Annotated in this window: 18 protein-coding genes and 2 pseudogenes; 5 read left to right on the forward strand and 15 right to left on the reverse strand. The window is 62.9% G+C overall.

Annotated elements, in window-relative coordinates; all coding sequences use genetic code 11:
* The gene (locus ACNJX9_RS28350) at positions 1-885 is read left to right on the forward strand and encodes an ABC transporter permease (protein WP_439405301.1); all 885 of its coding nucleotides are present in this window, start codon (positions 1-3) and stop codon (positions 883-885) included.
* Here ACNJX9_RS28350 and cnbZ read toward each other — a convergent pair.
* The 10 genes and pseudogenes from cnbZ to ACNJX9_RS28400 all read right to left on the reverse strand — a co-directional run bounded on the left by cnbZ (position 882) and on the right by ACNJX9_RS28400 (position 13,319).
* Positions 882-1,628 carry a 2-amino-5-chloromuconate deaminase CnbZ gene (gene cnbZ, locus ACNJX9_RS28355; protein ID WP_439405302.1) on the reverse strand — a complete coding sequence of 249 codons (747 nt, stop codon included), beginning with the start codon at positions 1,626-1,628 and terminating at the stop codon, positions 882-884. The genes ACNJX9_RS28350 and cnbZ overlap by 4 nt on opposite strands.
* A gap of 8 nt (positions 1,629-1,636) precedes the next feature.
* On the reverse strand, positions 1,637-2,887 hold the full coding sequence (locus tag ACNJX9_RS28360) for an adenylate/guanylate cyclase domain-containing protein (RefSeq protein WP_439405303.1): 1,251 nt from the start codon (positions 2,885-2,887) through the stop codon (positions 1,637-1,639).
* A complete protein-coding gene (locus tag ACNJX9_RS28365; RefSeq protein WP_057753253.1) occupies positions 2,884-3,273 on the reverse strand; it encodes a response regulator in 390 nt (129 codons plus the stop codon). The genes ACNJX9_RS28360 and ACNJX9_RS28365 overlap by 4 nt, the downstream gene beginning before the upstream one ends.
* Positions 3,270-5,837, reverse strand: coding sequence for a sensor histidine kinase (locus ACNJX9_RS28370; protein WP_057753255.1), 2,568 nt, complete (start codon positions 5,835-5,837; stop codon positions 3,270-3,272). Before ACNJX9_RS28370 ends, ACNJX9_RS28365 begins: the two co-directional genes overlap by 4 nt.
* Before the next feature lie 54 nt (positions 5,838-5,891).
* Positions 5,892-6,872 (reverse strand): ABC transporter substrate-binding protein, encoded by a 981-nt coding sequence (locus ACNJX9_RS28375; protein ID WP_439405304.1) that lies wholly within the window; start codon positions 6,870-6,872, stop codon positions 5,892-5,894.
* Positions 6,873-6,985: 113 nt separating this feature from the next.
* On the reverse strand, positions 6,986-10,081 hold the full coding sequence (locus ACNJX9_RS28380) for a MexW/MexI family multidrug efflux RND transporter permease subunit (protein WP_439405305.1): 3,096 nt from the start codon (positions 10,079-10,081) through the stop codon (positions 6,986-6,988).
* A 68-nt stretch (positions 10,082-10,149) separates the two neighbouring features.
* Positions 10,150-11,342, reverse strand: a pseudogene (locus ACNJX9_RS28385) (efflux RND transporter periplasmic adaptor subunit).
* Between the two features lies 1 nt (position 11,343).
* A complete protein-coding gene (locus ACNJX9_RS28390; protein WP_083514523.1) occupies positions 11,344-12,045 on the reverse strand; it encodes a TetR/AcrR family transcriptional regulator in 702 nt (233 codons plus the stop codon).
* 144 nt (positions 12,046-12,189) lie between these two features.
* Positions 12,190-12,780: a thiamine pyrophosphate-dependent enzyme gene (locus tag ACNJX9_RS28395; protein ID WP_439405307.1), complete on the reverse strand. Its 591-nt coding sequence runs from the start codon at positions 12,778-12,780 to the stop codon at positions 12,190-12,192.
* Positions 12,777-13,319, reverse strand: a complete 543-nt coding sequence (locus ACNJX9_RS28400; RefSeq protein ID WP_057753265.1) for a phosphonopyruvate decarboxylase — start codon at positions 13,317-13,319, stop codon at positions 12,777-12,779. The genes ACNJX9_RS28395 and ACNJX9_RS28400 overlap by 4 nt, the downstream gene beginning before the upstream one ends.
* A 105-nt stretch (positions 13,320-13,424) precedes the next feature.
* Here ACNJX9_RS28400 and ACNJX9_RS28405 point away from each other — a divergent pair, with 105 nt between their 5' ends.
* The 4 genes from ACNJX9_RS28405 to ACNJX9_RS28420 all read left to right on the forward strand — a co-directional run bounded on the left by ACNJX9_RS28405 (position 13,425) and on the right by ACNJX9_RS28420 (position 18,667).
* Positions 13,425-14,657, forward strand: coding sequence for a cytochrome P450 (locus tag ACNJX9_RS28405; RefSeq protein WP_439405309.1), 1,233 nt, complete (start codon positions 13,425-13,427; stop codon positions 14,655-14,657).
* Between the two features lie 6 nt (positions 14,658-14,663).
* Positions 14,664-15,341, forward strand: coding sequence for a potassium channel family protein (locus tag ACNJX9_RS28410; protein ID WP_057753270.1), 678 nt, complete (start codon positions 14,664-14,666; stop codon positions 15,339-15,341).
* Between the two features lie 166 nt (positions 15,342-15,507).
* Positions 15,508-16,722 (forward strand): ornithine--oxo-acid transaminase, encoded by a 1,215-nt coding sequence (rocD, locus tag ACNJX9_RS28415; RefSeq protein ID WP_439405311.1) that lies wholly within the window; start codon positions 15,508-15,510, stop codon positions 16,720-16,722.
* Positions 16,723-17,224: 502 nt separating this feature from the next.
* Complete coding sequence (locus tag ACNJX9_RS28420; RefSeq protein WP_439405313.1) at positions 17,225-18,667, forward strand: Spy/CpxP family protein refolding chaperone; 1,443 nt, start codon at positions 17,225-17,227, stop codon at positions 18,665-18,667.
* A gap of 68 nt (positions 18,668-18,735) precedes the next feature.
* Here the strand turns inward: ACNJX9_RS28420 and ACNJX9_RS28425 are convergent, their stop codons facing one another.
* The 5 genes and pseudogenes from ACNJX9_RS28425 to ACNJX9_RS28445 all read right to left on the reverse strand — a co-directional run bounded on the left by ACNJX9_RS28425 (position 18,736) and on the right by ACNJX9_RS28445 (position 23,976).
* Entirely contained in the window at positions 18,736-19,158 is a 423-nt protein-coding gene (locus ACNJX9_RS28425) for an SgcJ/EcaC family oxidoreductase (protein WP_057753277.1), read from the reverse strand.
* An 849-nt stretch (positions 19,159-20,007) separates the two neighbouring features.
* Complete coding sequence (locus ACNJX9_RS28430) at positions 20,008-20,331, reverse strand: hypothetical protein (protein ID WP_439405314.1); 324 nt, start codon at positions 20,329-20,331, stop codon at positions 20,008-20,010.
* A 64-nt stretch (positions 20,332-20,395) separates the two neighbouring features.
* Positions 20,396-20,677 carry a hypothetical protein gene (locus tag ACNJX9_RS28435; protein WP_439405315.1) on the reverse strand — a complete coding sequence of 94 codons (282 nt, stop codon included), beginning with the start codon at positions 20,675-20,677 and terminating at the stop codon, positions 20,396-20,398.
* A 412-nt stretch (positions 20,678-21,089) separates the two neighbouring features.
* Complete coding sequence (locus ACNJX9_RS28440; RefSeq protein WP_057744221.1) at positions 21,090-21,443, reverse strand: hypothetical protein; 354 nt, start codon at positions 21,441-21,443, stop codon at positions 21,090-21,092.
* A pseudogene (locus ACNJX9_RS28445) lies at positions 21,440-23,976 on the reverse strand (arylsulfatase). The gene ACNJX9_RS28440 and the pseudogene ACNJX9_RS28445 overlap by 4 nt, the downstream one beginning before the upstream one ends.
* Between the last annotated feature and the right edge of the window lie 242 nt (positions 23,977-24,218).

Here is a 24,218-nt window from a genome sequence, read left to right on the forward strand (position 1 = left end):
ATGACCGCCGTGCTCACGACCACTCCCATCACTGATACCGGCGAACTGGACAGCCCGGCGCGCCGGGCGCGGCGTCGCCTGTTCAAGCGCAAGGCGGCGGTTGCGGGCCTCGTGGTCCTCATCGTTTTCATCCTGCTCGCGCTGCTGGCGCCTCTGCTCGTGCCCTATGATCCAATCGCAACGGGCTGGAGCCTGGTGCGCAAGCCGCCGACGACCGCGCACTGGTTCGGCACCGACGAGCTCGGCCGCGACATCCTGAGCCGCGTCATCTATGGCGCACGCGCCTCATTGCTGGCCGGCCTGATCTCGGTTGCGATCGCGCTCGGCATCGGCGTTCCTCTTGGCCTGGTCTCCGGCTATCGCGGTGGATTCGTCGATGCGCTGATCAGCCGGATCACCGATGCGATGCTCGCCTGTCCATTCCTGATCCTGGCCATTGCGCTGGCCGCGTTCCTCGGCCCGAGCCTCGGCAATGCCATGATCGCAATCGGCATCTCGGCGACGCCGGTCTTCATCCGCCTCACCCGTGGCCAGGTGCTGAGCGTCAAGGCCGAGGACTATGTCGAGGCTGCTCGCGCGCTCGGCAATCCGCCCTGGCGGATCGCGGTCTCCCACATCCTGCCGAACATCCTGCCCGCGCTGCTGGTCCAGGCGACCTTGTCGATCGCCGCAGCGATCATCGCGGAAGCCGCCCTGTCGTTCCTCGGGTTAGGCCAGCAGCCGCCATCGCCGTCCTGGGGCAGCATGCTGAATGCGGCGCAACGCTTCCTGACCCAGGCGCCCTGGATGGCGATCTGGCCGGGGCTTGCGATCTTCCTCGTGGTGCTGTCACTGAACCTGCTCGGCGACGGCTTGCGCGATGCGCTGGACCCACGGCAGCGTTAGATCACCACCTCACGCATCACGCGGCGACAATCCATCTCATATTCCAGGTCGACCACCGGCGGCCGCGCAAAGTGCCAGGTCAGGCCCGAGCGCAGCGCGCCGCGCCGGACCAGCTCGTCGACCAGCGCATGATGGAAGTCGTGCACGGAATAGGCCTGCGCGCCGGTGGTGTGCTTCCAGCCGAAACCGAATGCCGCCATCCGGTTCTCCATCTGCGAGGTCGTCGTGAAGCGCACCTTCTCGCGCAGGCCTTCCGGGCTGAGGTCGCGATAGCGCACGGTACGTTCGACATAACTGCCGCTGCCTTCGCGCGCCTCGGCGCCACCGGCGATCACGAAGGACGGCGCCTTCGAAGTCGTCGGACGCGTGAACGAGAACGCATAGAACGACGGCTCCGCGGGCGGATCGATTTCCGGACAGACATTGCTGCGCGCCACCGGATTGGTGCTGCCGTCGAAGATGCCCCACTCCGACAGTGTCTTCACATAGTGCAGGTTGAAGGCGCGAAAGCCTTCCTCGCTGAAGGCGGCCGGCGAGCGCAGCTCGCAGGCGCAGAAAGCCGTCAGCGGACGTCCTTGCGCCTGAATGTAGTTTGCAGCCAGCGCAAACCCGTCGGCCAGCGGCACCAGGCGATCGAACCTGACGCGCTCGATCTCGTAACCGTCGTCGGCAGCAGCACCAGCAGAATACTGGAACACGGAGGGGATGAACCGGTAATTTCCGGCAGAGAATTCACGCGTCATGTCTAACCCTAATCCAGCTGGATGCGAATGCCTTTGGCGCCGTTGAGCAGGCGTCTCAAGTGAAAGCCGGCGAGCGGATCGTCGGCGTGCATCCCGACCAGCGCGGCGAAGGCCGGCATCGCCGCGGCGTCGCCCGCCTCCATCCTTGCAAATGCCTCGGCATATTGTGCCGTCGCGGGCGCATCAAACTTGTCCTGCGGCAGCGGCTCGAACGCGCGCAGCGGTTCGCTGCGTCCGCGCAGCATCAGATCACCCACCGGGCGCCCCTGAAAGTTCGCCGCCGCCTCGGCGACACTGGAGCTGACGCAGATGCGGGTGCCGAGCTGCTTGTTGGCGGCCTCCAGCCGCGCCGCGATGTTGATGGTGTCCCCATAGGCGGTGTAGTCGAAGAAACGATTGCCACCGAAATTGCCGACCAGCGCGGCCCCTGCGTGAATGCCGATACGGGTTGTGCCGAAATTCACGCCCCTGGCCTTCTGGCGCACGCAAAAATCCTGCGCCCAACGGTCGAGATCGTGCGCGCAGGCCACCGCGCGCGTCGCATAGTCGGGCTGATCGCCGGGCGCATTGAACAGCACGTGGATCGCATCGCCGATGATCTTGGCAACCGTCCCCTCATGCGCGAAGATCACTTCGGTCATCCCGCCGACATATTCGTTGAGGAGCCCGCCCAATGTCTCGGGCGCTGCGCTCTCGACCAGCGATGTGAAGCCGGTGATATCAGTGAAGATGACGGCGACATCGCGCCATTGCACCTCGATACCTTCGCTGTCGCTGCCTGCCGCCAGGCGTTTGGCGAGCTCGGGCGAGAAGTGGCGCGACAGCGCGGCGTGGGCCCGTTCGGCTTCGGCCTGACGGCGCCGCACCTCGCGTAGCATCTCGATGTGGCGAAGCGTCTTCTCGATCGTCGTTTCGAGGTCGGCGAAGTCGATCGGCTTGGTGAGAAAATCGAACGCGCCGCGGTTCATGGCGGTGCGGATATTGCTCATATCGCCATAGGCCGAGACGATGATGGTCGACTTCTTGTCCTCGGCTTCCTGAAGCTTCTGCAACAGCGACAGCCCGTCCATCCTGGGCATGTTGATGTCCGAGACCACCATGTCGACATGCGGGTTCTGCTCGAGCGACTCGAGCGCCTCGATACCGTCGCGTGCGAACATGATGGCGAGAAGCCCGTCACGGATCTTCCTGCGGAATTTCTGCAGGATCAGCGCCTCGAGATCGGGCTCATCGTCGACGAAGAGAATGGTCGGGATCATGCCGCCTGCTCGAGCCTCGTGTCGATCTGCTGGCGCAGCTGCGCGAAGTCGATCGGCTTGGTAAGGAGCCCGCTGGCGCCGCGCTCGATCGCCTTGCGATGCGTCTCGGCATCACCGTAGGCCGTGATCATGATCACAGGAACATTCGGATGCTCGGCGCGCACCCTGGGCAGCATATCAAGCCCGCTCATACCGGGCATGTTGATGTCGGACAGGATCAGGATCAGCGAGGGATCGCGCACCTCGGCGGCACGCTTCAGCGCATCGGGCGCAGAGGGTGCGAACTCCATCTGGAAACGGCCGGCTCGCAGGTCGCGCCGGAATTGCTGCCGGAACAGCGCCTCGACATCGGGCTCGTCATCGACGACCAGGATGTAAACGTTCACGTCTTGCCTCCCGAAGTGCCGCTTGCCGCCATTGCGCGCGGCAGGGTGATGATGAATTCGGTGAAGGCACCGGGTGTGGTGTTCACGTCGATCGTGCCGCCGTGCTGCTTCACGACGATGTCGTGGCTCATGGACAGGCCAAGCCCGGTGCCCTCGCCTGCCGGCTTGGTGGTGAAGAAGGGATTGAACATCTTCTCCTTCACGTCCTGCGGAATACCCGTGCCGTTGTCGCGTATCCGGATCTCGACCTTGTCGCCGAGATTTTTCGTCGATGCGCTCAGGGTCGGCTCGAAGCCGTCGGCTCCGCTCTCCTTGCGCTTGGCCGCCGCATAGAACCCGTTCGAGATCAGATTGAGGAAGACGCGGGTGATTTCCTGCGGGTAAATATCGACCATGCCGGCTGCGGGGTCGAAGTCGCGCTTGAGCGTGACGTTGAAGTTGGACTTCTCGGCCCGCGCGCCGTGATAGGCCAGATTGAGGCTTTCCTCCAAGATCGCGTTGATGTCGGCGGGGCGATGCTCGCCAGAGCCTTCGCGCGAATGCAGCAGCATGTTCTTCACGATGGAATCGGCACGCCTGCCGTGCTGCACCACCTTATCGAGATTGCCCTTGAGCATGTGGGTCAGCTCGTCGACCTCTTCCTTCGCCTTGCTGTCGAGCTGCGCCGATTGCAGAACGTCGTTCAGCTCGTCGATCAACTCCATCGAGAGAGACGAGAAATTATTGACAAAGTTGAGTGGGTTCTTGATCTCGTGCGCGATGCCGGCGGTGAGTTGGCCGAGCGAGGCAAGCTTCTCGGTCTGGACCAGACGGTCCTGGGCGGTGCGCAGATCGTCGAGGGATCGCGATAGCTCTCTGGTGCGCTCCTGGACTTCCTCGAACAGGCGCACATTCTCAATCGCAATTAGGGCCTGATCCGCAAAGGTCGTGGCGAGCTCGATCTGCTTTTCACTGAACGGACGCACGACGTGCCGCGTCAAGACGAAGACGCCGATAGGCGCCCCCTCCCGCAGCAACGGGACACCCAGCATCGTACGCACGTTGGAGCGTCTTCGCGCAGACGAAGGTGCATACTCCGGATCGGCCTGCACATCGGGAATATGGACTGTCCTGCAATCGAGCAGGGTGCGTCCGACGACACTTCCCCGCTCCGGCACGGAAGCAAATGTCCGAAGCTTGTTCTCCTGCTCCGCATCGAGGCCGCAGCTCGCTGCCAGATAAAAGGCGCCATCGCGGGGCCGGAAGATCGTTCCTTCGTCGGCATCGCACAGGCGGGCAGCCGATCCCACCAGCGTGTCAAGCACGGTCTGTAGATCAAACGTCGAACGGCTGATCACCTTCAGCACATCGGCGGTCGCGGTCTGCTGCTGTAGCGCTTCCCGCAATTCAGCCGTCCTCTGCTCGACCTTGTTTTCCAGGTCGGCGTAGGATTCCTGCAGCCGCGAGCCCATGTCGTTGAACTGGTCCGCGAGCCCTTCCAGCTCGTCGCCGGTCTTGATCGAGATGCGCTGGGAGAAATCGCCGCCGCCCATCCGCTCGGCGCCGCTGCGCAGTGCCTGGATCGGGCCGACCATGCGGCGCGCCAGGAAAATCCCCGCCAGCACTGCGAAGATCGAGGCAGCGAGCAGCACGATCGCGAGCCGCTGCAATGAGGCATAGAGCGAGGCATAGGCCTCCTCGACCGGCAGCTCGACGAACATGGTCCAGTGCAGCGGCTCGATCGGGGCCGAGGCGGTCAGAACCTTCTGGCCCTGGATGTTGATCGCCTCCTGAAGCGCATCGGGCATGACGCCGCCGCCGGCCTGCGCTGCGCGGACCTGTGCGAGGCCGGACATGTCGGTATTGCGCAGCACCAGGCTGATGTCGGGATGGGCGATCAGCCGCCCCTCGGGGCCGACCACATAGGCGTGCCCATGCTGGCCGACTTTGATCTGGGAGACGACGTCCCAGATGAGCTTCAAATTGACTTCCGCGATGCTGACCCCGGCATCCTTCCTGGCCCCGGCCAGCGCCAGTGTCATGTAGGGCTCGGACTCGCGGCGAAAATACACCGGTCCATAATAGACCTTGTGCGCGACGGCTTCGGTGAACTTCGGATCCCCAGACAGATCGATGCCGCTGTCGATCGCGTCCATCGCCAGTCGCGAGACGCGCAGCCGCTCTTTGCCGGTCGAATCCAGCTGGGCGAGCTCGGTGATCGCAGGCACCTGACGCAGCAGCCGCAGCGCATCGAACCGGCGCGGCTCGATCGAACCCCCAGACCAGGGCAGCTGCGTGGTCCAGCCGAGCTGGCTCTCGATCTCCTTGATGAACTGGCTGATTTTGGCGGCGGCCGCCTCGGCCTGCTCGTGCTGGACCCGGATCAGGGCGGCCTTGTGTTCCCTATAGTAGAACAACACCTCGAACAGGCCATTGGTCAGCAGGGCGACCGCGACCACGGCCACGAACAGCGCGACATATTTGGTGAACAGGCGGGTCCTGATCCCTCGCCCCGTCGTGGCGGACCCGGCCGCGCTCGGCAGGGTCCTGGTCTGCGGGGTGTCGGGATGGACGGAAATGCTCATTTCCCCGAGCCTAGCAAGAAGGCCGCAGCTTGTCTCTCGCCACGGCGGGCAAGGTTACTCGATGACCTCGTCGGCAAGTGCAAGCAAGGTCGGGGGAATTTCAAGGCCGGTGGCCTTGGCCGTCTTCAGATTGATCACCAGGGGATAGCGGGTCGGCTGCTCGAATGGCAGATCGCCGGGATTGGCACCGTTGAAAATGCGGGCGACGAGGGCGGCCGCCCGCTCGAAGGATTCCAGCACATCCGCTCCGTAAGACATCAGCCCTCCGTCGCGAGCGAGATCGGCATTTTCGTAGATCGCCGGCAGTTTCCGCTGGACGGCGAATTCGTACACGCGCTTGCGATTGAGAATGGTGAGTGCGTCGGCCACCATCAGGATGCCGTCCGGCGGATCGGCATTCATCACGGAGAAAGCCTCCTCGAAATCATCGGGTTCGCGGACACCTAACGCCTGCACGGACAGCCCGAGCGCCTGGGCAGCCTTCGCGGACGCCTGGTAGCGCATTGTCATGCCGAGGTCGTCCTTGTTCCAGAGCATTGCGACCTTGGTCAATTTCGGCGACATGTCCTTGAGCAGCGACAGCCGCTTGGCGCTGAGTGTCGCTGCGACGTCCGAAATCCCGGTGATTTTGCCGCCTGGATGCGCCAGGCTCTCGATCAGCCTGGTCTCGACGGGATCACCGATGCCACTGGCCGCCACGGTGGGAATGTCGGCCGCCTTGGCCGCCATTGCGGTCGGATAGCCGATGATCACAACGGCATCGACTTTCGCAGCCTTCAGCTCTGCCATCAGCGCGGGGAGCTTCGCGACGTCGCCCGCCGCCCCGCGCGCTTCAATGGCCAGGTTCTGGCCAAGCTTGAAACTGCGCTCGCCGAGCACCTTGATCAGGATCTTGCCGCCAGGACTGGTCTCCGTGATCGGCGCGATCGGCGTCAGCGTGCCCAGACGAAACGTCCTGTCGCTCTGAGCAGCGGCCGAGCACGGCCCCAACAGCCAGACACAGCCGAGGCCTGCCAGGAATTCGCGCCGCCTCATCACGCCTCCCTTGCCCTGGCGCAATAGCGCGCCGCTCAAGTCTAGCACGGAACAAGAAAAAAGCGGCAATGGCGATAGCCATTGCCGCCTTGCAATCTTCGATTCGGCCGGCCTCAGGTCGGCCGTAGCGCCTTGGCGTTGAGGTCGAGCTCGTTGACCTGCTTGGTACGCTCGGAATCGGCGGCCGCACGATGGTCGGTCGCCAGCACGACGTAAACCGCGGGTAGGACGAAGAGCGTGAACAGCGTGCCGATCGACATGCCGGCGACGACCACGAGGCCGATCGAGAATCGGCTGGCTGCGCCGGCGCCGCTCGCAGTCAGCAACGGGATCAGGCCGGTCACCATCGCAGCCGTCGTCATCAAGATCGGCCGCAGACGGATGCGGGCCGACATTTCGATGGCCGATCGGCGGTCCAGCCGCTCGTTCACCTGGAGCTCGTTGGCGAACTCCACCATCAGGATGCCGTGCTTGGTGATCAGGCCGACCAGGGTGAGCAGGCCGACCTGGGTGTAGATGTTCATGGTCGCCACGCCGAAGAACAGCGGGATCAATGCACCGACGATCGCCATCGGCACCGAGATCATGATCACCAGCGGATCACGCAAGCTCTCGAACTGGGCCGCCAGCACCAGGAAGATGATGATCAGCGCGAAACCGAAGGTGATCGCGAGCTGATTGCCTTCCTGCACATACTGTCTGGAATCCGCGAGATAGTCGTGGCTGAAGCCTTGCGGCAGTTTCTTGGCCTCGCTCTCGAGGAAGTCAACCGCGGCGCCGACGGTCACGCCGGGCATCGGCACGGCCGAGAACGTCGCCGAGTTGAGCTGATTGTAGTGCGTCAGCGAGTTCGGGTCGGTCTTGGTGTTGATCGAGACCACGGTCGACAGCGGGAGCTGCTGGCCGGTGCTGGTCGTCACATAGTAACCGCCAAGCGATTCCGGTGACAGTCTGTTGGCGCGCGGCACCTGCGGGATCACCTGATAGGAGCGCCCCTCGAGATTGAAGCGATTGATGTAGTTGCCGCCCAGCAGAACCGCGAGCGTACTGCCGAGGTTCTGCATGTTGACGCCGAGATCCTGTGCCTTGTTACGGTCGATCGTGACCACAACGCTGGGCTGGTTAAAGGCGAGGTCGCTGTCGGAAACGATGAACATGCCGCTCTTGCGCGCAGCGTCCTTCAGCCTCTCCATCTGCTCAAAGACGGTCTGGTAGCTCGCGGTGGAATTGATGACCATCTGCACCGGCAGACCGCCCGGACCACCCGGCAGCGGCGGCAGATTGAACGCGAACGCCTGCACGCCCTCGATCTTGGAGAGCTCGGCCTGCACCAGCGGCTTCAGCGCGATCGACGATCGCTTGCGCTCTTCCCAGGGCTTGAGCAGCATGCCGGCGATGCCGCCCTGCGGGCCATTGATGCCGTTCAGCACGAAGCGCAGATCAGTCTCCGGGAAGCTCTGAAACTTCTTGTCGAGCTTGTCGCCGTAGAAATCGACATAGTCGATATTGGCGTATTTCGGCGCCTTGGTCACTGCGAACACGATGCCCTGGTCTTCCTCAGGTGCCAGCTCCTTCGAGGTGTGCATATAGAGGAAGCCCACGAGCCCGAGGATCGTGATTGCGAACAGGCCGGTAATCGCCTTGTAATCGAGCGACCGGTCGAGCCTGCGGCCATACCAGCGCGTCAGTGCGCCGAACACCTTGTTGACCAGCTTGGCGAAGCGGCCTTCTTCGGTGTTCTTGAGCAGCACCGAGCACATCATCGGCGACAGGGTCAGCGCGATCACGCCGGATACGATCACGGAGCCGGCGAGCGTGAAGGCGAATTCCCGGAACAGCGAACCGGTGAGACCGCCGAGAAAGCCGATCGGGGCATAGACCGCTGCCAGCGTGATGGTCATCGACACGACGGGACCGACGATCTCGCGTGCGCCTTCGAGCGCCGACTGCACCGGTGTCTTTCCCTCCTCGAGATGCCGGTGGATGTTCTCCACCACCACGATGGCGTCGTCGACCACGAGGCCGATCGCGAGCACCATCGCGAGCAAGGTCAGCAGATTGAAGCTGAATCCCAGCGCCAGCATCAGGGTGCAGACGCCGATCATCGACAACGGAATGGTGACGACTGGAATGATGACCGAACGCAGCGAGGCCAGGAACAGGAAGATCACCACGATCACGATGATCACGGCTTCGCCAAGCGTCTTCTCCACCTCGTCGATCGAGGATTGGATGAACTTGGTCGAGTCATAGGCAACCTTCATCTTCATCGACGGCGGCAGGTTGCGCTCGAGCTCCGGGAACAGCGCCCTTACACCCTTGACCAGCGTCAGCGGATTGCCCTGCGGCGTCGCGTTCACACCGATGAAGATCGCATGTTCCCCGTTGAAGGCGACACTCGCGTCGGTGCTCTGCGCCGCAAGCTCGACCGTGGCGATGTCCTCCATCCGGACGAAGCCACCGTCCTTGGCCTTCACGATCATCTTCCTGAACTGGTTGACGTCCGTCAGGCTGGTGTTCGTCGAGATGTTGGAAACGATGAGATAGCCCTTGGTCTGGCCCGCCGCGGATTGGAAGTTGTTGGCCGTGATTGCGGCCGCAACATCCGCCGGCGACACACTGCGGCCGGCCATCTTCACGGGATCAAGCCAGAGCCGCATCGCAAAGGTTTGGCCACCAAGAATGTCGGCCGAGGCGACGCCGTCGACGGTCGACAGCACCGGCTGCACCACGCGCGTCAGATAGTCCGAGATCGCCGAGCCTGACAGTTCCTCCGAGGAGAAGCCGAGATACATCACGGCCGTGGTCTGGCCCGTGGTCTTGGTGACGATCGGGTCGTTCGATTCCTTCGGAATCAGGTACTTGACCGAGTTCGTCTTGGCCAGCACCTCGGTAAGCGCCTGGTTCGGGTCGAAGTTCAGCTTGATGTAGACCTGGATGGTCGAGGTGCCGAGCACCGAGGACGAGGTCATGTAGTCCACGCCCTCGGCCGAGGCGACCGCCTGCTCGATCGGCGTCGTGATGAAGCCCTGGATCAAATCCGCGGACGCGCCGGGATAGACGGTCGTGATATTGATGACCGTGTTCGACAGCTTCGGATACTGCCGGATCGGCAGCACCATCGCCGCGCGCAGGCCGATCAGCAGGATCAACAGACTGACGACGACCGACAGAACCGGGCGCTTGATGAAAATATCGGTAAAGGCCATCGCGGCGATCTCGACTTCTATGTCTCAAGAGACGTGATCCGGCCGGGCCGGATCACGCGAATGTATTGTCAGTAGCGCGGGGGCTGCGCCGGGATCGGCGGAGCCGGGTCGGTCGAAATTGCGACAGCGGCGCCCGACTGCAGCTTGAGCTGGCCCACGGCGACGACCTTGTCGCCCGCCTTCACGCCCTTGATGATCTCGACGCGACCGTTGACCCGATTGCCGGTCTGCACGAAGGTGCGCACTGCGCTCAGCGTCGTCTTGCCGTCCTCGCCCTGCTTCTCGGTGATCATGAACACGGAGTCGCCGTACAGCGTATAGTCGACGGCCGTTTCCGGAACGGTGATCACGGCCGGCTTGTCCGGCAGCACCACCGTGGTGGTCACGAACATGCCCGGCTTCAGGATCTTTTCCGGGTTGGCGATCGTGGCCTGCACGCGAATGTTGCGGGTGTCGGCGGCGATCTGCGGCTCGATCGTGGTGATCTTGCCGTCGAAGGTGCGCCCCGGATAGGCATCGACCTTCAGCCGGACCGGCTGGCCAACCTTGAGGTTGCCCGAGTCCTTTTCCGTCACCGTAAAGTTGGCCCACAGCTCCGACAGATCGGTCAGCGACACGATCGCGGTGCCAGCTGTGAGATATTGTCCGACCTCGACCTTGCGCACGCCGAGCTCGCCGGAGAACGGTGCACGGACCAGCTTCTGCGAGATCAGGGCCTCGGTCTGGCGATGCCGGCCATTGCCTGGTCGTAGGCGGCCTGAGCTTGGTCCACCGTGGCCTGCGGGCCGAACTGGCGCGATGCCAGCTGCTTGGCGCGGTCCAGCGACAGCTGCGCGACGGTTGCCTGCGCCTTGTAGTTGGCGAGATCGCCCTGCTCGGGCGCGTCGAACAGCTGCACCAGCGGCGTGCCGGCTTCGACATGGGCGCCCGGCTCGAATTTGATCTCGGTGACGCGTCCATTGACATCGGCAGTGACGTCGACCTGGTGGACTGCGGCGAGGCCGCCGACCGCAGTGAGCAGGTTCGGTACCACCTCGGACTTCGCTTCGGCCGCGCTGACCATGGTCGGCGGCGGCTTGTTGTTGGCGAAGAACTGCTTGATCATCTGGCCCCGGAAATAATTGAACCAGACGAGACCACCGACGAGCACGCCGAGAAGCGTGCCGACGATGATGAACCAGAGCACCGGCCGAACCGGGCGCTTGGGGGCCTTGCTGTCGATCGGTTCGCCCGAAATCTTGTGTTCGGCTACGATGTTCATGTCATGCACTCTCTGCAATCGCCGTCTTGTCCACACCCGGGGCCAATTGATGGCCCAGATGCGAAGCAATTGCGGCGTCGTTAAGTCCGATGCCTCTCAGGAGAAACTCACAAAGCTGCCGCTCCAGATCGTTCGCCGCGCTATAGGCGAGACAATGCACCGAAGGCAGCCTGGTCAGTGCGGCGGTCATCACCGTATGATGCGCAAACCAGAACAGGTTGAGCGGTTCGCCCCCACAGGCCCGCGCATCCCCGGCGGCGACGGCGCGTTCGAGCGAGGCGACGAAAACCGCTCCGATCAGCGTCTTGATCTTTGCATAGAGCAAACGAGCGAATTCGCCATCGTCCAGATGACTAGTGGCCATCAGTCGCAGCCGCTGGGCGTCTTCCTGGTCGGGGCCGTCGGCGATCTCCAGGAAATGCCGGACCATGCCGCGGATCACCTCGACCAGGGTGGCCGTCGATGGCTCCCGCTCGAGCAGGTCCATCAGCGCCGGGTCCGCCTCGCACTCGTCGCTGAGGATTTCGGCATACAGCGCCGCCTTGGACGGGAAATGCTTGAAGAGCAGTGCCTCGGAAATGGCAGCGGCGGCCGCCACGCTCTTGGTCGTGGTGCCGTTATAGCCGTGTCGGGCAAAGCAGCGCTTTGCGGCTCCGAGGATCAATTGACGCCTCAGGTCGCTCGTCATACGCAATGTGCTCATGCTAGTGAGTAAGCACTCACCCACGCAAAAGTCAAGCCGAATGGTGCGGCGCAACCTAAATGGGCGGGGAACTGTTGGAAACTGGTCACAGATTACCTCCGCGGGGAGAGCATCGCCCCACGGGGACCAGATTTAGGGCCGGGGTCAGATCGGCTGGAAGCCGAGCTCGCCACGGATCCGATTGACGATGTAAGTCCCGTCCCGGCTCGGCAGGATCCGTTCGACGTTGGCGCTGTCGATCTTCACATTGGCAAAGCGCGGCCCTGCCGAGAGGTCGTGGATGGCTTTGGAGAAGGCTTCGACCTCAGCCATGGTCGAGATTGCCCGGCTATCGGCGATGCCACAGGCCCTGGCGACGCCGACAAGGTCGGCGGCAGCCGAGGTGTGGCTGGTCTGGCCGCCGGTCTCGCCATAGGCTTCGTTGTCGAGCACGACGATTGAGAGATTGGACGGCTTCTGCACCCCGATGGTGGCAAGGCTGCTCATGCCCATCAGCATCTCGCCGTCGCCGGTAATGACCAGCACCGGCAGTTTCGGTTGCGCCAGCGCGAGCCCCAGCCCGATCATCGCAGCGCCGCCCATGCCGCCCCAGAGATAGAAGTTGCGGGCATGATCGCCCGCCGCAACGATGTCGTTGGTGGAAGCACCGAGGCCGCCGACGGCAACGGCGTCCTTGCGATCAGCCAGCAGCGCGGAAACCACCTTTCGGCGGTCGAGGAGATTAGCCTTGCTCATTTGGTGAAGACCTTGGCGCCGATCAGGCGCTGCGACAGCAGGACGGCGGTGGGCGTGAGCGCGTTGTACGCCTGCGCCGCGGCGGCTTCGAGCACAGCCGGCACCTCGGCTGCGTTCGAGGCACGCAGCACCTTGATGCCGGAGAGTTCGAGCACGCCCTGCGTGGTCGAGCCCATCGGCACCTGCCACGGATTGAACTCGCCCCACTCGCCGCGCATGGTCACGAGGCTGAGGAACGGAAAGCGCAGGATCGGGATCAGCGACAGCATGTTGATGCAATTGCCGACGCCGCTCGACTGCATCAGCAGCACGCCGCGCTGGCCGCCGGTCCAGGCGCCGGCAAGGAGAGCGATGCCCTCCTCCTCGGTCGTCAGCGGGATGCCGCGCATCGTCGGTGAAGCCAGCACGCGCTGGATCAACTTGGAATGTCCGGCATCGGGCACGTAAGGCACCTGCCGGACGTCGAAGCGTTGCAGGGTCGCGAAAATATCGTCAGGCCAACTCGGGGCCGTGTCGGAAGCGTCAGCGCGGGCGTGCATTTTTCTGTCCAGTCGGCTAGCAAGGTGCCAAGACTGTAGACGCATGCATGCGCCGATCAGAACAACAAAAACGGCATAACGGGTTTAACCGGCGAGTATAACGGGATGAACGCAGATGCGAAGGCGCTGGCGGCAAGCTTCAACCTCGAGAAGCTGACGCCTGAATTCCACGACGATCCCTACCCGACCTATCGTGCATTGCGGGAGAACGAACCGGTCAAGCGGCTTGCGAGCGGCACCGTATTCCTGACGCGCTATGACGACCTCGTCACCACCTACAAGAACACAAGATCGTTCAGCTCGGACAAGAAGCGCGAGTTCGCGCCGAAATACGGCGACACGCCCCTCTACGAGCATCACACCACCAGCCTCGTCTTCAACGATCCGCCCGCCCACACCCGCGTGCGGCGCCTGATCATGGGCGCGCTGTCGCCGCGCGCGATCGCCGGCATGGAGGGCGACCTCGTCAAGCTGGTCGACGGCCTGCTCGATGCCATCGCCGCCAAGGGCCATTGTGAGCTGATCGAGGATTTCGCGGCCTCGATCCCGATCGAGGTGATCGGCAATCTGCTCGACGTGCCCCGTGACGAACGCGCGCCGCTGCGCGACTGGTCGCTGGCAATCCTGGGCGCGCTCGAGCCGGTCGTGTCAGCCGAGGCGGCCGCACGCGGCAACAAGGCGGTGACGGATTTCCTCGCCTATCTCGAAACGCTGGTCGCGCGGCGGCGGCAAAAGCCGGGCAATCCCGACCGTGACGTGCTGACACGCCTGATCCAAGGAGAAGGCAACGCCGAGGAGAACGGCGAGCGGCTGACCGAGAAGGAGCTGCTGCACAATTGCATCTTCCTGCTCAATGCCGGCCACGAGACTACGACCAATCTGATCGGCAACGGCCTCGTCGCGCTCGACCGGTATCCCGACCAGAAGCAGCGGCTGACCGACAATCCTGACATGATCAAGACCGCCGTCGAAGAAATCCTCCGCTACGAAAGCTCGAACCAACTCGGCAATCGCATGACCACCGAGAAGGTCGAGCTCGGCGGCGTCATGCTCGAAGCCGGCACGTCGGTGACGCTGTGCATTGGCGCGGCCAACCGCGACCCCGCGCAGTTTCCCGATCCTGAGCGCTTCGACGTCGCGCGCACGCCGAACCGGCACCTTGCCTTCGCCACCGGTGCGCATCAATGCGCCGGCATGGCGCTGGCGCGGCTCGAAGGCGCCATCGCGATCTCGCGTTTCCTGGCGCGCTTCCCGAACTATGCCGTGAGCGGCCAGCCGGTGCGCGGCGGCCGGGTGCGGTTCCGTGGCTTCCTGAGCGTCCCCTGCTCGATCGGCTGAGGCGTCATGACCATCGATCAATTGCGCGAACGCTGGGCCGATCCTGCCCTCACGGTGCTGACCGTGCTGATGGTGGTCATGATGTTCGTGATCGCACCGTTGCAGGCGCTGGGGCTGTTCGCATTCCAGGTGTCCGAACTCGTGCTGGCGCTGCTGCTCGTCGTCGGCATCTTCGTGATCTCAGGCAGCCCCGTCGCAGTGGTCGGCATGCTGATCGCGCTCGGCATGATCGTGACAGGCGCGATCTTGCGGATCAGATCGCCATCCATCATCGACCTCAATCTGTTTGCCGGCTCCTGGTTCATTGTTGGAACGACGATGGCCTGGGCGGTGGCGCGGCAGACCTTTGCGCCGGGGCGCGTCACCTATCATCGGGTGATCGGTGCCGTGCTGCTCTATCTCACGGTCGCCGTGATCTTCGCGGCGCTCTACACTTTCATCGGCTCGCTCGATCCGGCCGCCTTTGTCAGCATGAAGGTGGAGGACAGTCCGAGCCTTGCGAGCGAGGTGATCTATTTCAGCTTCGCGACGATGACCACGACCGGCTATGGCGACGTCGCGCCGCTGCACCCCGTCGCGCGCAGCCTGTGCAACATGGAAGCCATTTTCGGCCAGCTCTATCCGGCGACGCTGCTGGCGCGCCTGGTCACGCTCGAGATCGAGCATCGCAGGCAGGACTCCTGAATCACCACTCCTGAAGCCTTCGCCGACCAAAAATCGAAAACAACCCCATGCACAGTAGGACGCCGCTTGGTCGAAATTAGCAGGTGGATGCGCAGAACTATTTGACACGCCGGGGCAAATCGGCAGCATCGCGCACATCCCAGGCCGCCCAATGGGAGTGACGAAAATGAGCAGGTCGGTCATTGATCTCCTCGCAACGGAAGCACGCTTTGGCGCCCAGAATTACCAGCCCATCGGGGTCGTCCTGACCCGCGGCGAAGGTGTCTGGGTCTGGGATACCGAGGGCAAACGTTACCTCGATTGCCTCTCCGCCTATTCCGCAGTGAGCCAGGGCCACTGCCACCCCAAGATCCTGGCGGCGATGGTGGAACAGGCGCAGCGGCTGACGCTCACCTCGCGCGCCTTCCACAACGACCAGCTCGCCCCGTTCTACGAAGAGATCGCGGCGCTGACCGGCTCCCACAAGGTGCTGCCGATGAACAGCGGTGCCGAGGCGGTTGAAAGTGCGATCAAGTCGGTGCGCAAATGGGGCTATGAGGTCAAGGGCGTGCCGGACGGCCAGGCCGAGATCATCGTCTGCGCCAACAATTTCCACGGACGCACGCTGGGCATCGTCGGCTTTTCGACCGACCCCGAGACACACGGGCACTTCGGGCCGTTCGCGCCGGGCTTCAGGATCATCCCGTTCGGCGATGCCACCGCCCTCGAGGCAGCGATCACGCCAAACACCGTCGCCTTCCTGGTCGAGCCGATCCAGGGCGAAGCCGGCGTCATCATTCCCCCTTCCGGTTATTTCACTGAAGTGCGCGAGCTTTGCACCGCCAACAAAATCATGCTGGTGCTCGACGAGATCCAGACCGGGCTCGGCCGCACCGGCAAGCTGCTCGCCGAGCAGCACGAGGGCATCGAGGCGGACGTGACGCTGCTCGGCAAGGCCCTGTCCGGCGGCTTCTATCCGGTGTCGGCCGTGCTCTCGAACAACGACGTGCTGGGGACACTCCGACCCGGACAGCACGGTTCGACCTTCGGCGGCAACCCGCTTGCCTGCGCGGTGGCCCGCGCCGCGATGCGCGTGCTGGTCGAGGAAGGCATGATCGAGAACGCGGCACTTCAGGGCGCGCGCTTTCTGGACGGCCTGAAGGACATTCGCGCCAACACGATCCGCGAGGTGCGCGGGCGCGGCCTGATGCTGGCGGTCGAGCTTTATCCCGAGGCCGGCCCCGCCCGCCGCTATTGCGAGGCGCTCCAGGGCAAGGGCATCCTCGCCAAGGATACCCATGAGCACACCATCCGGATCGCCCCGCCGCTGGTGATCACCAGCGAACAGGTCGACTGGGCGCTGGAGCGGTTCGCCAGCACCCTGACGCAGGATTTCTCTTGAGGCTGCCTGCGTCGGAAGATCGCAACCCCGGCCGTCGCCGGCAACGAACGATTCCGCCACCTGCGCGTTGAAAGTTGTGGGCGATTAGGAGCTGGGAGCTACGATCATGCTTCCGCATGGCGTTCGCCTTAGGGCTGTTTTGGTTGGTGTCTCGATGCTGGCGGTAAGCGTCGGCGCGTCTGCCCAAAATCATGGAAAGGGTGGACCACCGGCACCGGCTGCCCATCCAGCGGCGCCACCTGCGATGGCCCGTCCGGCGGCACCGCCGGCCATGGCGCGTCCCGCCGCGCCACCAGCCATCGCGCGTCCTGCCGCGCCGGCGTTCCATCCGCCTGCCATGCCGCGGCGACCGGCCATGGCACCTCATCCGGCGCCGCACATCGCCGCACCGCCACCGCGTCCGGCCCCACACTTCGCTGCTCCGGCACCGCGCGCTGCCCCGCACATCGCGGCGCCGCGGCCTGAATTCCATCGGGCCCCGGCAGCGCCGCAACGCCCGGCCATGGCACCGCGGCCGACGCCGCATATCGCCGCCCCCTCCCGCCCGAGCGCACCGCCAGCCGTGACCGAGCGGCTGTCGCGACGGGATCAGATCGAACAGCGCGCGCAACAGCGCCAGCAGCAGATCCAGCAGCGCCAGCACGACATGCTGTCGCGCCAGACCGCGGAGCGCCAGACCCGCATCGATCGCCTGCAGCAGCGCATGCAGCAACTCCAGTCGCAGAAGCCGGAGGGCGCGCGGGCGTTGCGCGCACAGCAACGAACGCTCCAGACGCAGAACCGCTTGCTCGAGCGTGAGCAGCGCGCGCAGCAAAACGACCTGGCGCGCCAGCAGCGGCTTGGGCTAGAGGCGCCAGCCGGGCGCACGGCAGCTACTGCGGCCGCTATGCAAGCCGCCACGCGCGGACGGTTTACCGAGCGATTCCGCGAGCAGGCCACTCCGCTAGGCCAGGCGGCGCTCGTCACCCGCCAGAGCGGCTGGGCTCCCCGAGAGGCCTGGCGGCACCGCCATCCTGCGATCTTCGTGGCGTGGCTCGGGCCCGTGTTCTGGCCTTACGCCTATTCCGACATCTTTGACTACACGTTCTGGTCCTATGCCTATGACCCCGGCTATTGGGCGTACGCATATGACGACTTCGTCGACACCGTGTATTGGGGCGGTGACAGCCCCTATTCTGCCTATGCCAGCATCAGCCCGTATGACACTCCGCAAGCCGGCGGCGGCTATCCCGCACGCCGGCGCGAGAGCGTGAGCCCGCAAACGCTACAGCAATTGTGCGGCACCCCGGACAAGGGCGTCACCGCGTGGCCGCTTGCCGACATTGCGCGGGCGGTGCGGCCGACGCCAGAGCAACGCGCGCTGCTCGACGAGTTGAAGACCGCGGCGGCCAAAGCCGCTCGTGTGTTCAAGGACTCCTGCGCAGAGACCTATGCGCTGACACCGCCCGGCCGCTTGCGGTCGATGGAAAACCGCATCAGTGCGACGCTGGAAGCGGTCAAGATCGTGCGACCGGCACTGGAGAATTTCTACAACTCGCTCAGTGACGAACAGCAGGCCCGCTTCAACGCGCTCGGCCCCAATGTCGGCGACCGCTCGCCGCCGCAGCAGCAAGCGAGTGCCGAGGGCTGCGGCGATCCGAAGTCCGGCTTGACACAATTGCCGATCCAAAGGATCGAGGCCGTGCTCCACCCCGCAGGCAAGCAGAAGGAGGCGCTCGCCCGCCTCAGCGAAGCGACGGCAAAGGGCGTCGAGGGCCTCCAGGCGGCCTGTCCGAACGATGCGCCGCTGACGCCGGTCGGACGGCTGGAGGCGATGCAGCACCGGCTCGAGGCCATGCTGTCGGCCGCCAAGCTGGTCGAACCGGCCCTGGACGAATTCTATGCCACGCTGAGCAGCGAGCAGAAGGCGCGCTTCAACACGCTGCAACGGGTCGCAGGCCCGTAAGGTGGCGCGACCCAGAGCACACGCATCGCGGAGAGCTCATAGATGAAGTGGCAGCCTTAATTCCGGGCTTACTTCGGCACGGGTGAGCCGTGATGCTGCGCCACCAGCCATTTGCCGTCCACCTTCACCCAGGCCAGGGTCAGGCGGAAGGGCAACACGGTGCCATTGGGCAGCGTGAAGTCGGCGAAGCCGGAGCTCAACAACGCGTCGGGCCCTGCCGCAATCGCCTGCTGGTCGCCCATTTTCACCTTGATGCCCGGCGGCAGCTTGCTGAAATAGCTGCGTACGCCGTCCGTGCCGGTGAACAGCTGAGCCGTCGAGCCGAACAGCATGGCGTCCTTGGTGTAGATCGCGGCAAACTTCTCCGCATCACCTGAATTATAGACCTGCTCCCACTGCGCGCGCGCCGCCACCGCGTCTTCGTTTGGTCCGGCCTTCGCCGCGGATATGGATAGCAGCACGACCAGGATTGCCAAGGAGCGATAAATCATTGTTTCAATTTCCCCCTGCGAACTCCAATCCGGGCAGCGTAGCACGGCCGGTAGGCGGTGGAAAAGAAACAGACCGGCCCGGTTAGCCGAACCCAACCTTCCCGATTGAACCAACGGGCCGCCGCCTGTGGATGGGCCTATCGGTTTGGCATGGGTGTTGCCCCAGATAGGACCGCGGCGGTGTACTGGCTCACAAAAGCCGCCGAACAACGTTCTATCCCGCACAGATTGACCTCGGCGAAATTTTGGAGCGAGGCGAAGGTATCTCGGTGAATAAGGCGATCGCCCTCTGCTGGTATCGGAAGGCAAGAACGGGCTCTCCATCACACGACACCATGGCTTCAAGGGCCATTGCGCGCCTCGAACCGGAGGTGGCTGGTGATGCAAGTGGCGATAATTGCTACTAGTGCATCTGGCAAAATGATACGTCAGAAGGTCAAAATTCCGCGCAGAACGAACGCGGTGAAGTGAAAGGCCGAGGCGGTCGCAATGTGGAGTGCGCTGGCTGCGATATGGCTGGTTTTTCTTGCTGATGTCTTGTCTGCCGTCTTTGCGGAGCGAGCATTTGTCTTATCGCACATCGGCGATTGTGATTGGGTGAGCTATCGGGCTAACCCATGTTTCTTCAGTTTCGTGTTAATCGCTTCACTGGTAGGGACTTGGGTCTTTGGCCGGATTCTCCCGATGCTCATTCCAAAACGGGGCTGAGGCCGAGGCGTCCACTTCAGCTTCGAGTCAACGGTCTGGTCCGGTTCAAGATTGGTCTGGCCTACCCCTGACAGCCGACATATCCCCGGCCGAGAGATACGGCAGCGATGGGCCAATCGCAGACATTAGGCTGCTCGCCAATCAGTGGGATTTCAGATCGCGCCCCTCTTTGAACTTGCGTCCGATCAGGTACCCCACAGATGCGAAGGCCAAAATCGGCGGCAGTGCAAACACTGCGGAATAGCCAAGCAGCTCGATCAAACCCGGAGGGTGACGGAAGCCTTGCTGAACGCGCGTAAGAGCGAGGAGCGCTATCGCGGCGGCATAGCTGAGAAGGACGCACAGAAACCATCGTCCCACAAGCCGCCCAATTGCTGCGCCAACAATCAGGGCAGGAATAAAGGAGAGTAACGCTACGGTACCCCATAAGTAGACTAGGTCGCTAAACAATCGAATATCCCACACCGGAAACCTCCGCGTCTCCTAACGCGAACAATGAGCTACTCGCTGCGTAGCCGTGCCCGTCCGGTCAAAAGCTGCCATCCGGACGCAGAAACCCTCGCCCCTTCGGAGGTGCTTGTTCGACACAGGTCTTCGCCCGTGCGACAATTTCCTTCGGTGATAGCTCATTGAGAATTCGATCGCGTTCCTTTCCAAAGATGAAAGCAAGCTCCATCAGACGTTCACGCTCACCTTCAGGCTCACGTGTGTCCAACCTTCGGAAAGTCGCAGAGGCGTTCTGATGGTTGATCTCAGCGTCATTAGCTTTTTGTCGTAGCGCAGGGTCAGTGGGGACCTTGCCTGTTTCCATAAGCTTGTCCGCGACAAAAATAGTCGTCGCACAGGTGAGATGGGCGTCCTCCTGGGGAGAACAAGCGCCCAGACATAAGCTCGCAGCAACAAGTTGAGCCAAAACTGCGGTCTTGCAGAGAGGTTTCACGACAAACCTGGGTTCGGAGCGGGTGACAAATGACCTGAGACGCGCAAGTCCACTTGTCGGTTGCAGAGGAGCGCTCCGTCAACCGAGATCACGGTGAATGCTCAATTTTCCCTAAACAGAGGAAGTCCGCTACGGGTCAAAACCGGCGGTCTTGGCCGAAGAAAGTCGCTTCCGGTCTACCCCCGTCAGCCGATGTGAAGTCCAGCCTTGGCTTTGGTCGGAATGGGCCACAACCGGACTCATGCAAGCAGCAAGCGGCGACCTGTTTCTATCACTTCGCTTCTCAGGACAAATCGCGTTGCATTCGCGAGACGTCGCGAGTCAATAGCGCGGTTAGGATCGCGTGAAGGATGACTGCCGGCCACAGAAGGACTCCGGAAAAAGCACCGGCAAAGCCGAGGTAGGCCAGATACAGCGTGACCAACGTGCCATAGGTGAGCATGCCTATCAGCGGTGGCCCCGGCCAGCACGCGACGCCTAAGGCGATCAGGGCGATCCCGCTTACCCGCGCGACCGGTATAGCGACGCCAGCAAGTTGCTCACCAAGTAACATTTGGCCGACGAGAGACGGAACGATCAGCAATGCTAATCCTGTGGCCGCCTCGCTGATGGCCGTAAATACCAGCACGCTTTTCATCGCTTCCCGACTTTTGCCCCAATCTTTCCAGGAGTCGGCTCTGCAATAGGGTCCGGCTCCGGCGCTGGGGTTGGGCCCAGTTCTGCCTTGGCTTGCGCCGGGTCCTTGAGCTCCGGCCCAAGCTTGAACGTGAGCTTGTTGATCTTGCCGGTGAACTTGAATGGAGGATCGTAGCGATACTCGATCATGGCGACGCCGGTGCGAGTGTCCTGGCCAACATCGAAGGTTTCGTCCTCAGGGAATGTGATCGGCGTGCCGTGTTCGATGGACTTCCTGTCCACTTCTTTGCCGTCGACGAGGAGAACGCCTGTCCCTCCCTTGCCCAGGCCCGGACCGTCCGACTTGAAGTCGAAGACGATGGTGTGCTTGCCGGCACCAAGTTCCGGCCCCGACCAGATCGTGCGCTTGAGGTTGAGCAGGTTGTAGAGGAACACGGGCTTGCCTGAACGAATGCCCTCCACACCCTTGCTCAGGAACAGACCGTAGCCGCCGAAGCGCCCACCTTCGGTGACGATCATACCCTCAGCACCGCCCTTTGGAATTTCGACCTCGGCGGTGATGGTGTAGGACTTGTTCAGGATGCTCGGCGCTGCGCTGGCTGGTACGCCCGTCAGTCCGCCCGAATAGTTGAAGACCATTTGTCCCGCCGTCAGGCTCGGACGCGGCGTGTTCCAGCGCAGGAGCGTGGTGTTGTCGAGTGGCAGCACATTGTACTTCTTCGCCTCCGCATCAAAGATGCCCTGCATTTCCTTGACCTTGTCCGGCATCTGGGCGGCCAGATCATTGGACTGGGTCGGGTCCTCCTTGACGTTGTAAAGCTCCCACTTGTACCCGGTGATGACGTCCGGCGGCGGCGCGCTGCTCAATTCCCAGGGGAGAGTTATCGGCGTCGTGGCCGCGACCCACCCATCGTGATAGATGGAGCGATTGCCGAGCATCTCGAAGTATTGCGTGGTGTGCCGGGTCTCGGCCGTCGCGTTGGCCTTGTCCCATGTGTACACCATGCTTACACCTTCCATCGGGCTCTGCTTGATGCCGTCAACGGATTCGGGTTGTGAAATGCCGGTCGCCTCGAGGATGGTCGGGGCGATGTCGATGACGTGGTGAAACTGTCGGCGCAGGCCGCCCACGTCGGTGATGTGACCGGGCCAGGACATGACCACACCCTGGGCCGTGCCGCCGAAGTGCGACGGGACCTGCTTCACCCATTTAAACGGCGTATCCATCGCCCACGCCCACGGCGCGGCAAAGTGCGGGAATGTCTTGTCCGATCCCCAGAATGGATACCAGAGGTACTGAGCCTTCACCGGCACGGGGACGCCGTTGAAGGTCGTGAACTCGTTCGGTGTGCCATTGATCATCCCTTCGGCGCTCGCGCCATTGTCGCCGCCGATGTAGATGATCAAGGTGTTGTTGAGTTCGCCAAGGTCTTCGACCGCCTGGATGACCCGACCGATTTCATGGTCGGCGTAAGCGAGGTATGCCCCATAGACATCGGCCTGCTTGATGAAGAGCTTCTTCTCCAACACTCCGAGGGAATCCCATTCGGGAAGTTCTTTCGGCCACGCGGTCAGCTTGGCGTTTTCGGGCATGATGCCGAGCCGCTTCTGATTGGCGAAGATCTTCTCGCGCACCTTGTTCCATCCGTCATCAAACAGGTGCATATCGCTGATCTTCTTGATCCACTCCGGCGTGGGATGATGCGGCGCATGTGTGGCGCCCGGTACGTAATAGACAAAGAACGGCTTGTCCGGCGCAATCTCCTTGAGTTGCTTTATGTGCTGGATGGCCTCGTCGGCCATGGCCGTCTCCAGATTCCAGCTCGGATTGCCCTCGAAAGGATAGATGGGAGTCGTATTGCGGAACAGGTTTGGTTGCCACTGGCTGGCATCGCCGCCGACGAAGCCATAGAAATACTCGAAGCCCATTCCGTTGGGCCATTGGTTGAACGGCCCGGCCTGGCTCGATTGGAACGAAGGCGTGTTGTGGTCCTTACCGAACCACGATGTGGCATACCCGTTCGACCTGAGGATGGTCCCGATGGTGCCCTTCTCGATGGGAATGATCGAGTCGTAACCCGGGAAACCGGTTGAGATCTCGCCGACCACCCCGAAACCGACGGAATGATGATTGCGCCCGGTAATCAGCGCGGCCCGCGTGGGTGAGCAGAGCGAGGTCGAGTGAAAATTGGTGAACCGGATACCCTGCGAAGCGATGCGATCCATCGCAGGCGTGGGGATGACGCCGCCGAAGGTGCCCGGTGCACCGAAACCCTGGTCGTCCGTCATGATGAGCAACACATTGGGTGCACGCTTCGACGGCACGACCCGTGGAGCCCACCAAGCGGTCGACTCCGAAGCCTTCTCCTTGATCACCCCGCCGAAGGGCGGGGCGGCGGCGGAAGTTGTTTTCCGTCTATCGTGGTCGTGGCGCCGGGTGTACCCGGGACACCCGTGACCTGCTGGGCCAACGCCGGAATGCAACCAAGGGCAAGAAAGCTTGCAGTCGCAAGCATGTTGAAACTGATTTTCATTGAGTAAATCTCCGTCAAGAAGCTGTGATTCTCGGCAAGAGAGGCCCGCAATTCCCGAACGTGCGCACATCAGGTCGAAGGAGGATTGATGCAGGTCAAGCCTGCGCTATTGAAAGTAGGACCTTTGACGATTGAGGTGCATCGTGAAATGTCCGAAATGGGTCAATAGCGTCGCTCTAGCCTTGTCTTAGGCGTTTCCGGTCTTGCCTCAAGTGCTGACTTCCCAGCCGCACTACGGTCTT

The organism is Bradyrhizobium sp. BLXBL-03, assembly GCF_051853015.1.
Lineage (GTDB): Bacteria > Pseudomonadota > Alphaproteobacteria > Rhizobiales > Xanthobacteraceae > Bradyrhizobium > Bradyrhizobium manausense.